Annotated in this window: 9 protein-coding genes; 6 read left to right on the top strand and 3 right to left on the bottom strand. The window is 72.7% G+C overall.

The window, feature by feature from the left end; genetic code table 11:
• Positions 1 to 73 precede the first annotated feature (73 nt).
• Complete coding sequence (locus tag LN037_RS00770) at positions 74 to 718, top strand: hypothetical protein (protein ID WP_230748891.1); 645 nt, start codon at positions 74 to 76, stop codon at positions 716 to 718.
• 55 nt (positions 719 to 773) lie between these two features.
• Positions 774 to 1,814, top strand: coding sequence for an aldo/keto reductase (locus tag LN037_RS00765; protein WP_230748889.1), 1,041 nt, complete (start codon positions 774 to 776; stop codon positions 1,812 to 1,814).
• On the opposite strand, the gene LN037_RS00760 is transcribed toward LN037_RS00765, so the two are convergent.
• Complete coding sequence (locus LN037_RS00760) at positions 1,811 to 2,398, bottom strand: TetR/AcrR family transcriptional regulator (RefSeq protein ID WP_230748887.1); 588 nt, start codon at positions 2,396 to 2,398, stop codon at positions 1,811 to 1,813. The genes LN037_RS00765 and LN037_RS00760 overlap by 4 nt on opposite strands.
• Positions 2,399 to 2,490: 92 nt before the next feature.
• On the opposite strand from LN037_RS00760, the gene LN037_RS00755 reads away from it, so the two are divergent.
• From LN037_RS00755 to LN037_RS00740, 4 genes are read left to right on the top strand one after another with little or no spacing between them, the layout of a single operon-like run.
• A complete protein-coding gene (locus LN037_RS00755) occupies positions 2,491 to 2,898 on the top strand; it encodes a nuclear transport factor 2 family protein (protein ID WP_230748885.1) in 408 nt (135 codons plus the stop codon).
• Positions 2,892 to 3,686, top strand: coding sequence for a Rossmann-fold NAD(P)-binding domain-containing protein (locus LN037_RS00750; protein WP_230748883.1), 795 nt, complete (start codon positions 2,892 to 2,894; stop codon positions 3,684 to 3,686). Before LN037_RS00755 ends, LN037_RS00750 begins: the two co-directional genes overlap by 7 nt.
• Before the next feature lie 34 nt (positions 3,687 to 3,720).
• Positions 3,721 to 3,969: a hypothetical protein gene (locus tag LN037_RS00745; RefSeq protein ID WP_230748881.1), complete on the top strand. Its 249-nt coding sequence runs from the start codon at positions 3,721 to 3,723 to the stop codon at positions 3,967 to 3,969.
• Between the two features lie 4 nt (positions 3,970 to 3,973).
• On the top strand, positions 3,974 to 4,705 hold the full coding sequence (locus tag LN037_RS00740; RefSeq protein WP_230748879.1) for a ferric reductase-like transmembrane domain-containing protein: 732 nt from the start codon (positions 3,974 to 3,976) through the stop codon (positions 4,703 to 4,705).
• A gap of 228 nt (positions 4,706 to 4,933) precedes the next feature.
• On the opposite strand, the gene treY is transcribed toward LN037_RS00740, so the two are convergent.
• Together treY and glgX are read right to left on the bottom strand one after the other, a co-directional pair.
• Positions 4,934 to 7,285 (bottom strand): malto-oligosyltrehalose synthase, encoded by a 2,352-nt coding sequence (gene treY, locus LN037_RS00735; RefSeq protein WP_230748877.1) that lies wholly within the window; start codon positions 7,283 to 7,285, stop codon positions 4,934 to 4,936.
• Entirely contained in the window at positions 7,282 to 9,495 is a 2,214-nt protein-coding gene (glgX, locus tag LN037_RS00730) for a glycogen debranching protein GlgX (protein WP_230748875.1), read from the bottom strand. The genes treY and glgX overlap by 4 nt, the downstream gene beginning before the upstream one ends.
• Between the last annotated feature and the right edge of the window lie 49 nt (positions 9,496 to 9,544).

The following is a 9,544-nucleotide window of genomic DNA, read 5'->3' as shown; positions in this document are numbered from 1 at the left end:
CGCCCGGCGCAGGCTTCCCGCCATGACCGACCGGCACCCCGCCACCGTCGACCGATTCCCCCAGGAGCCCGCCATGAGCAGCACCCGCACCAGTCACGTCCCGGCCCCCGCCCGCACCGACGTGGCCCCGCCCCCGGCCCGGGAGCCGGACCCGCACCCGTCGTCGGGAACGCTCCGCCTGCTCGGCGCCGGACTCGCCGCCGGCGCCGGGATCTACGGGATCACCTTCGTCGTGACCGCGGGCTGGGAGGCCGAGGGCCGGTTCCCGATCGCGCTCAGCGGGCTGCTGTTCCAGCTCGGCGTGTTCTGCCTCCTGGCCGCGATGTGGCGCACCCGGGCGACCGGGACGACCCGGCTCGCCCGGACGATGCTCGTCGTCGAGTCGGTGTTCCTCGGCGTCGCGACCCTGCAGTCGGTGCTCACCCTGCCCACCGGCAACGGCGAGTGGAGCACGATCGCGACCGTCCTCGACCCGTTCTGGCCGCTCTCGATGCTCGGCATGGCGATCATCGGCGTGAAGGTCGCGGTCGCCGGCCGCTGGCGGGGCGCGCTGCGCGTCTGGCCGGTCGTCGCCGAGACCTGGATCTTCGTCGCCCTGCCGTCCCTCGCGATCTTCGGTCAGACGGTCGGTTCCGTGATCGCCGGGGCCCACTTCCTCGTCGGCTACGCGGCCCTCGGGACGATCCTCGCGATCCGCCCGGAGCTCACCCGCCGTTGATCGACCGCACCGCCACGCCCGTTCGGGGACGTCCCCGGGCGGGCATCCGGCGTGCATGGAGTACAGGCAACTGGGCCGGTCGGGACTCAAGGTCTCGACGATGACGATGGGCACGATGACCTTCGGCGGCCGGGGCATGTTCGAACAGCTCGGCACCACCGACGTCGAGGGCGCCACCCGACAGATCGACCTGTGCGTCGACCACGGCGTGAACCTCGTCGACACCGCCGACATGTACTCGGCCGGGCAGTCCGAGGAGATCGTCGGGCAGGCCACCAAGAACCACCGTGACGACCTCTACCTCGCCACCAAGATGCGCTTCCCGATGGGCGACGGGCCGAACGACGGCGGCGCCTCCCGGACCCGCATCGTCCGGTCCTGCGAGGACAGCCTGCGCCGCCTCGGCGTCGAGCACATCGACCTCTACCAACTGCACGGCTGGGACGGGCAGACGCCGCTCGAGGAGACCCTCGAGGCGCTCGACACCCTCGTCCGCAAGGGCAAGATCCGGTACATCGGGTGCTCGAACTACTCGGCGTGGCACATCATGAAGGCGCTGGGCGTCTCCGAGCGCGGCGAGTTCCAGCGCTTCGTGTCGCAGCAGATCCACTACACGCTGCAGGCGCGCGAGGCGGAGAACGAGCTGGTGCCGGTGTCGATCGACCAGGGGCTCGGCATCCTCGTGTGGAGCCCGATCGCGGGCGGGCTGCTCTCCGGCAAGTTCCGCCGCGGGCAGGACGACCCGGAGACCTCCCGCCACCTCGGGGAGTGGTCCGAGCCGCCGGTGCACGACCGCGAGCGGCTCTACGACATCATCGAGGTCGCCGCGGAGATCGGGGACGCGCACGGGGTCTCGGTGGCGCAGGTGGCCAACGCCTGGCTGCTCCACAAGCCCGGCGTGACCTCGCTCGTGATCGGCGCGCGCACCGAGGAGCAGCTCGCCGACAACCTCGCCGCCGCCGACCTCGCCCTCACCGACGACGAGGTCCGTCGCCTCGACGAGGTCTCCGCGATGCCGCTGCTCTACCCGTACTGGCACCAGCGGAACACGATCACCGACCGGCTCTCCCCGGCCGACGCCACGCTCCTCGGCTAGGAGCGCAGGCCTCCCACGAGGACGTCGACGAGCCGGTCGAGATACCGGTCGTCGGCGTCCTCGCCCGCGACCGTGAGCCGCCAGTACGGCGCGCTCGCGAGCGCGTCGACCACGACCTCCACGGCCACCGGGTCCTCCGCGATCTCCCCGCGGGCGACGGCGGCGGCGAGGACCGGGCGCAGCCGCTCCCGCCGGGGTCCGGCGAGCCGGTCCCGGAACGCCGCGGCGAGGTCGGCGTTGCGGCCCACCTCGGCCAGCAGGTCCGGTGTGATCCCCCGCAGCCGCGGCAGCGTCAGCCAGTCCCGGATCTCCCGGGCGAGCAGGCGCAGGTCCTCGACGAGGCTCCCCGTGTCCGGCGGCGGCTCGTCCGGGACCCCGAGGCGCGACAGGACGTCGGTCACCATCTCCTGCTTGCCCGGCCACCGGCGGTACAGGGCGCTCTTCCCGACGCCGGCCCGCGCGGCCACCTTCTGCATCGACAGGCGCCCGTAGCCGACGGCCGCGAGCTCGACGAAGACGGCGTCGATCACGGCCTCGGTCAGCTCGGGGCGCAGCACCGCGGCGCCGGCGGGTTCACGGGGCACGTCCGCACCCTACGCCGGGACGGGACCGACCCGTCGTCGGGAAGGTGTATCGTGACGACGGAACGGGACCGTATCGACGTGACGGAGGACCGGTGAGAGCGCACCGCACGATGGACCGGCTGCTGGAGGCCGTGCTGGCGCACGACATGGCGGCGTTCGCCCGGGAGTGGGCACCGGACGGGACGGTGGACTTCCCGTTCGCGCCGCCGGGCGGGGTCACGCACCTGGAGGGGCGCGACGCCGTCACCGCCCACCTGCAGGGCTACACCGACGTCGTGCTGCCCCGGCGCGTGGTCTCCGACGTCCGGCACGACACGGCCGACCCCGACACCCTCGTCGTCGAGTTCGCCGTGGCCGGCGACGTCGTGGCGACGGGGGAGCCGTACGAGATGCGCTACGTCGCCGTGGTCACGGTCGGCGACGCGGGGATCGCGTCCTACCGCGACTACTGGAACCCGCAGGCCTTCCCGACGACGGGTGCAGGTGGTCCGACGTGGTGACCCTCGTGACCGGGGCGACCGGCACCACCGGACGCCGCGTCGTGGCGGCCCTCGAGGCGGACGGGGTGACGGTGCGGCGGGCGTCGCGGTCGGCCTCCGGCTTCGACTGGGCCGATCCGACGACGCACGACGCGGCCTTCGACGGCGCGGACGCGCTCTACCTGATGGCGCCGGTGGGGGAGGCGGACCCGCTGCCCGTGGTCGGACCGGTGCTGCGGCGCGCACTGGAGCGGGGGCTGCGCCGGGTGGTGCTGCTGTCGTCGTCGCTGATCGAGCCGTCGTCGACCGGGTACGGCGGGCTCGCGACCCTGGTACGCGAGGCGCCGGAGTGGACGGTGCTGCGGCCGAGCTGGTTCGCGCAGAACTTCACCGGCGACCACGCGGTCGCGGCCGGGGTCCGGGCGGGCCGGGTGGTGACGGCGACCGGTCGGGGCCGGGTGCCCTTCGTGGACGCGGACGACATCGCGGCGGTTGCGGCGGTCGCGGTGCAGGGCGGGGCGCCGGGGGAGCAGCTGATCACCGGGCCGGCGGCGCTGTCCTACGACGAGGCGTGCGACGTGGCGGCGGAGGTCGTCGGACACCCGGTGGAGCACCTGTCGGTGTCGTTCGGGGAGTTCGTCGACCACCAGGTGGCGGCCGGACTGCCCCGTCCGATGGCCGAGGTGCTGGCCGGGTTGGACGAGCTGATCGCCGCCAGCGCCGAGGACCGGATCACCGACGTGGTCGAGCGCGTGACCGGTCGTCCGCCCCGCCCGCTCGACACGGTGCTGCGAGCCGCCCTCGCGTGATCTCACGCCGACTTCATCCGGCATCCTGGACGGCGTGGCGGCGTCGGGAGCGGTGCGTGCGGGCACGGGCGCGCGCAAGAAGACCCAGCACGAGACGAACAAGCGCATGATCGTCGAGACGACGGCGTGGATCACCGCCGTCGCCGCCGCCCTGACCGTCGGTCTGCAGGCCGCGATCTCGGCGACCGCCTCCGCGCCCGACGTGCCGCGCGTGACGCCGCTGGAGTACCAGTACACGCGCCCGCAGGAGGGTCCGCTCGTCTACACGCCGTTCACGCGGTGACGCGGTGCTCCAGCTCTGGTTCGTCTCGCGGGCCCTCGGGGCCATGGGTCTGCTGCTGCTCAGCCTCGTCGTCGTCCTGGGGATCCTGCACAACACCTCGGTGGTGAAGAACGCCGAGCTGGGGCTGCCCCGGTTCGTGCTGGTGGCGCTGCACCGGAACCTGTCGCTGATCACGGTCGTCTTCGTGGTGCTGCACATCGTGACGGTGCTGGTCACCGACTACGTGCACCTGCGGGTCGTGGACGTGTTCGTGCCCGGGATCGCGCTGTACAACCCGATCGGCGCCGCGTTCGGGACGGTGGCCTTCGACCTGATCCTGGCCATCATCCTGACCTCGCTCCTGCGCTCCCGGATCTCGCGCCGCGTGTGGTTCTGGGTGCACTGGTCGTCGTACCTGTGCTGGCCGATCGTGGTGGTGCACGCGGTGCTGAACCTGTCGTTCCGCGGGACGACGTGGTGGACGCTCGTGGTGCCGTTCCTCGCGACGGTTGCGATCATCGCCGCACTGATCTACCGCCGCCGCGACACCCGGCGGACCTCCGTGCCGGTGTCGGAGCGCGGGCGTGTCCCCGAGGAGGCGATCCGGGCCGTCACCGGCGAGGTTCCGGTCGCGCGTCCGGTGGTCGAGGAGGCGGTGACGGAGACGCTGTCCCCGGTCGAGGCGGCGACCGAGGTGCTCCCGGCGGTGCGCCCGGCCCGCAAGGTCGTCCCGCTCGCGCCGAAGCCGCGCCGCTGATCGTTCCTGCGCGTCGCCGCTCGCGAGTGGGACATGGTGCAGGTTCCAGGGCGTCAGATCGTGCCTGGTGTACCTCTCGCGGCTGGCGCAGCGACCCGCGCATTCGCGAGTGGGACATGGTGCAGGTTCCAGGGCGTCAGATCGTGCCTGGTGTACCTCTCGCGCATGGGCCGCGCCGACCCGGGCGACGGGGTCGGCGCCTGCGCACCGACCCCGTCGCGCGACCGGTCAGGCCGGGCGCACCAGCAGCGCCACGGGGTAGCGGGCGAGCAGGGTCGACAGGGCCGGGGTGGCGCCGTCGACGGCCTCCCCGGTGACCATGTCGGTCCAGTCCGACGCCCCGCCGGGCAGCGGCAGCACCGTGTCGGCCCAGCCGCCGGCCGCCTCGAGGCCCACGGGCAGCCGCGTCGCCACGACGACGAGCCGCTCCCGCCCGGCCGGGCCGCCACGGGCGAACGCCACGGCGTGCTCGGCCGCGGGACCGGAGGCCGGCAGCGGGGCGTACCCGTCGAAGAGCTCCGGCCGGAACCGACGCAGGCGCAGGGCCGCCGCCGTGACCAGCAGCTTCGAGGCGCCGTCGGGATCGTCACCGGGTGGCATCCACCCGCCGTCGATCCGCGCGAGCAGCTCCCGGCGGCGGGCGAACTCGACCGGCCGCCGGTTGTCCGGGTCGACCAGCGAGTACTCGAACAGCTCGGTGCCCTGGTACACGTCGGGAACGCCCGGCCCCGCGATCTGCAGCAGCTTCTGGCCCAGCGCGTTCGAGCGGCCGTGGCGGTCGATCTGCGCCACGAAGGTCTCGATCTCCGCGACCGTCTCCGCGTTCCCGAGCACCTGCGCGGGCCAGGCGGCGATCTGCTCGTCGACCTCGGCGTCGGCGTCGACGTGCGCGGTGACGAGCTTCGCCTCCTTCGAGGCCTTCGTCAGGTACCCGCCGAGCCGCTCCTCGGTGATCGGCCACGCGCCGAGAACCGACTGCCAGGCCAGCAGCTCCAGCGACGGCGAGGGCAGCGGGTGCCGCGCCGAGAGCGTCCGCAGCAGCGCGCCCCACTCGGCGGTGAGCTCGGACAGGACGGCGAGCCGGGCCCGGACGTCCTCGGAGCGCTTCGTGTCGTGCGTCGAGAGCGTCGTCATCGCGACCGGCGTGGCCGCGTCGCGGTGCGCGGCGGCGGCGTGGAACTCGGCGGGGGAGACGCCGAACCGGTCGGGCTTGCCGCCGACCTCGTTGAGGGCGACGAAGCGGTTCCACCGGTAGAACGTCGTGTCCTCGACGCCCTTCGCGGTGACCATCCCGCTGGTCTGCTCAACGCGCAGGGTCAGCGGCCCGTCCGGGTCGGCGAGCATCGCGGCCCGGATGCGGCGCACCACGGGGGCCAGCTCCGGGCGCGAGGTCGACGCGGTGTCGACCGCCCGCTCCAGGTCCGCGCGCCCCTCGGGCAGGTACGACCGGTACACCGGGTAGGCCGCCAGCAGCTCGGCCACCGCGTCCTGCACCGTCGCCTCGTCGTCGCCGTCCTCGGACGGCACGAGCCGGGCGATCCGCTTGACCTCGGCGAGCAGGATCTCGTCGGTGACCAGCCGCTTCGCGGTGTGCTCGGCCACCGACAGACGCTGCCGTTCGCCGGTGTGCTCCGCGGCGATCTGCTCGATCAGCGACTCGCCGCGCGGGTCGACGAACAGCCCGCACACCTCGCGCAGCGCGTCGTACCCCGTGGTGCCGTCGGCGGGCCACGACGCCGGCAGCGCCTCGGTGACCCCGTCCGCGCGCAGCGAGGTGATCTTCTCGACGAGCAGCCAGGCGTCGTCGCCCAGCCGCTCACGCAACCGCCGCAGGTAGGCGCCGGGCGCGGTCAGCCCGTCGGGGTGGTCGATGCGCAGGCCGCTGACGACGTCGGGGTCGGCCCCGACCCAGCGCAGCACCTCGGCGTGCGTCGCGTCGAAGACCTCGGGGTCGTCGACCCGTACGGCAGCGAGGTCGGAGACGTCGAAGAAGCGGCGGTAGGTGAGCTCGGCGTTGCCGCGCCGCCAGTGCACGAGGCGGTAGTGCTGCCGCTCGTGCACCTCCTGCGCGGTGCCCTCGCCGGTGCCCGGCGCCACCGGGTAGCGGTGCTCGAAGTACCGCAGCTCGGACCCGTCGTCGGACAGTTCGAGCTTCTCGACGTCCTCCGGCGATCCGAGGACCGGGATGAGGACCGGCACGGAGAGGTCGGCGTCGTACCAGGACGCGTACGGCGAGTCGGGGCCGAGCTGCAGCAGCGACCACCACGACGGGTTGGCCTCGGGCACGGCCACGCCCATGTGGTTGGGCACGAGGTCGATCAGTGCCTTCAGGCCGGCCTCGCGCAGCGCGCCGACGAGCGCCACGCGGGCCTGCTCGCCGCCGAGCTCGTCGTTGACCCGCGTGGGGTCGACGACGTCGTAGCCGTGCATCGAGCCGGGGGAGGGCTGCAGCAGCGGGGAGCAGTACAGCGCGCCCGCGCCGAGGTCGCCGAGGTAGCCGACGAGCTCGGTCGCCGCCGCGAAGTCCTGCTCCGGCGAGAGCTGGAGCCGGTAGGTGGAGGACGGGATGCGGGCGCTCACGAGCCGGCGTCCGTCTTCTGCAGGAGCAGCATCGAGCGGGCGGTGAGCGTGACCGTGTCGCCACCGCCGCGCGTGGCGAGGTCCTCGGGCAGCGCGTCGACCGTGGTGAGCGCCGTGCTGCGGGCGGTGCCGACCACCACGGTGCCGTCGACGGTGTCGAGCACCGTCGCCCACCGGTCGGGCAGGCCCTCGCCGGGCAGCGTGACCTCGACGTCCTCGTGGTGGGCGTTGAACATCAGCAGGAACGAGTCGTCGAGCACCCGCTGCCCGCGCTGGTCGGCCTCGGCGATGCCGTCGCCGTTGAGGAACACCGTCAGCGTCGCCGCGGTACCGGCCTCCCAGTCGTCGTCGCCCATCTCCTCGCCGGAGGGGGTGAACCACGCGATGTCGCGCTGCGGCTCGTCGGACGACCCCGGCGCGGCCGGGCGGATCTCACGGCCGTTGAAGAAGCGGCGCCGGCGGAAGACCGGGTGCGCGGCACGCAGGGCGGACACCTCACCGGTGAAGGTCATCAGCTCGGAGTCGGCCTTCTCCGGGGCCCACTCCATCCAGGAGATCTCGGAGTCCTGGCAGTAGCCGTTGTTGTTGCCGTACTGCGTGCGGCCCTGCTCGTCGCCGTGCAGCAGCATCGGCACGCCCTGGGAGAGGAAGAGCGTCGCGAGGAAGTTCCGCCGCTGGCGCCGGCGCAGCTCCAGGACCTGGGCGTCGTCGGTGGGGCCCTCGACGCCGCAGTTCCAGGAGTTGTTGTCGTCGGCGCCGTCGTTGCCGCCCTCGCCGTTGGCCTCGTTGTGCTTCTCGTTGTAGGAGACGAGGTCGTTGAGGGTGAAGCCGTCGTGCGCGGTGACGAAGTTGATCGACGCGTAGGGGCGGCGGCCGTCGTCCTGGTAGAGGTCGGACGACCCGGTGAGCCGCGAGCCGAACTCGCCGAGCGTGCCGGGGGTGCCGCGCCAGAAGTCGCGGACGGTGTCGCGGTACTTGCCGTTCCACTCGGTCCACGCGGGCGGGAAGTTGCCCACCTGGTACCCGCCGGGACCGACGTCCCACGGCTCGGCGATCAGCTTGACCTGCGAGATCACCGGGTCCTGCTGGACGAGGTCGAAGAACGTGGACAGCCGGTCGACGTCGTAGAACTCCCGCGCGAGGGTGGACGCCAGGTCGAAGCGGAAGCCGTCGACGTGCATCTCGGTGACCCAGTAGCGCAGCGAGTCCATGATCAGCTGCAGGGTGTGCGGCTGCCGGACGTTCAGCGAGTTCCCGGTGCCGGTGTAGTCCATGTAGTAGCGCGGCTCGTCGTCGACCAGCCGGTAGTAGGCCTGGTTGTCGATGCCGCGCATGGACAGCGTGGGGCCCTGGTGGTTGCCCTCGGCGGTGTGGTTGTAGACCACGTCGAGGATCACCTCGATGCCGGCGGCGTGCAGGTCGCGCACCATCGCCTTGAACTCCTGCACCTGCGAGCCCGGCGCGGTCGACCCGGTGGGCCCGGCGCTCGCGTAGCCGAAGTGCGGCGCGAAGAAGGCGATCGTGTTGTAGCCCCAGTAGTTGCGCAGGCCGCGCTGGACCAGCGCGTCGTCGTGCACGAACTGGTGCACCGGCATGAGCTCGATCGCGGTGACCCCGAGCCGCTGCAGGTGCGAGATCGTCGCCGGGTGCGCGACGGCGGAGTACGTGCCGCGCATCTCCTCGGGGATGTCCGGGTGCTGGTAGGTCAGGCCCTTGACGTGCGCCTCGTAGATCACCGTCTCGTGGTACGGCGTGCGGGGCGGGCGGTCGTCGTGCCAGTCGAAGAACGGGTTGACGACGACGCCCTTCGGCACGTGCTGCGCCGAGTCGTCGTGGTTGACCTCGTCCTGGTCGTCGAAGTGGTAGCCGAACAGCGACTCGTCCCAGCCGTAGGTCTGCCCCAGCGAGCCGTCGATCGACTTCGCGTACGGGTCGACCAGCAGCTTGTGCGGGTTGCACCGCTGACCGGCCTCGGGGTCGAGCGGGCCGTCGACGCGGTAGCCGTAGCGCTGTCCGGGCACGACGCCGGGCAGGTAGCCGTGCCAGACGAACCCGTCCCGCTCCGGGAGCGGGATCCGGGTCTCGGCGCCCTCGGCGTCGTAGAGGCACAGCGTGACGCCCGTCGCCACCTCGCTGAAGAGCGCGAAGTTCGTGCCGGCCCCGTCGTAGGTGGCACCCAGCGGGTAGGACGTGCCCGGCCAGGGCTGCATCGATTCTCCTCAACACCTCGAACACCGACCGGCGCCACGCTACCGGCCC

It is taken from the genome of Actinomycetospora soli, from assembly GCF_021026295.1.
GTDB lineage: Bacteria > Actinomycetota > Actinomycetes > Mycobacteriales > Pseudonocardiaceae > Actinomycetospora > Actinomycetospora soli.
This window is presented reverse-complemented; position numbering and strand designations above follow the sequence as displayed.

Coding starts and splice junctions, on each gene's coding strand:
- LN037_RS00770 (WP_230748891.1), top strand. CDS start 74: ATGAGCAGCACCCGCACCAGTCACGTCCCGGCCCCCGCCCGCACCGAC.
- LN037_RS00765 (WP_230748889.1), top strand. CDS start 774: ATGGAGTACAGGCAACTGGGCCGGTCGGGACTCAAGGTCTCGACGATG.
- glgX (WP_230748875.1), bottom strand. CDS start 9,495: ATGCAGCCCTGGCCGGGCACGTCCTACCCGCTGGGTGCCACCTACGAC.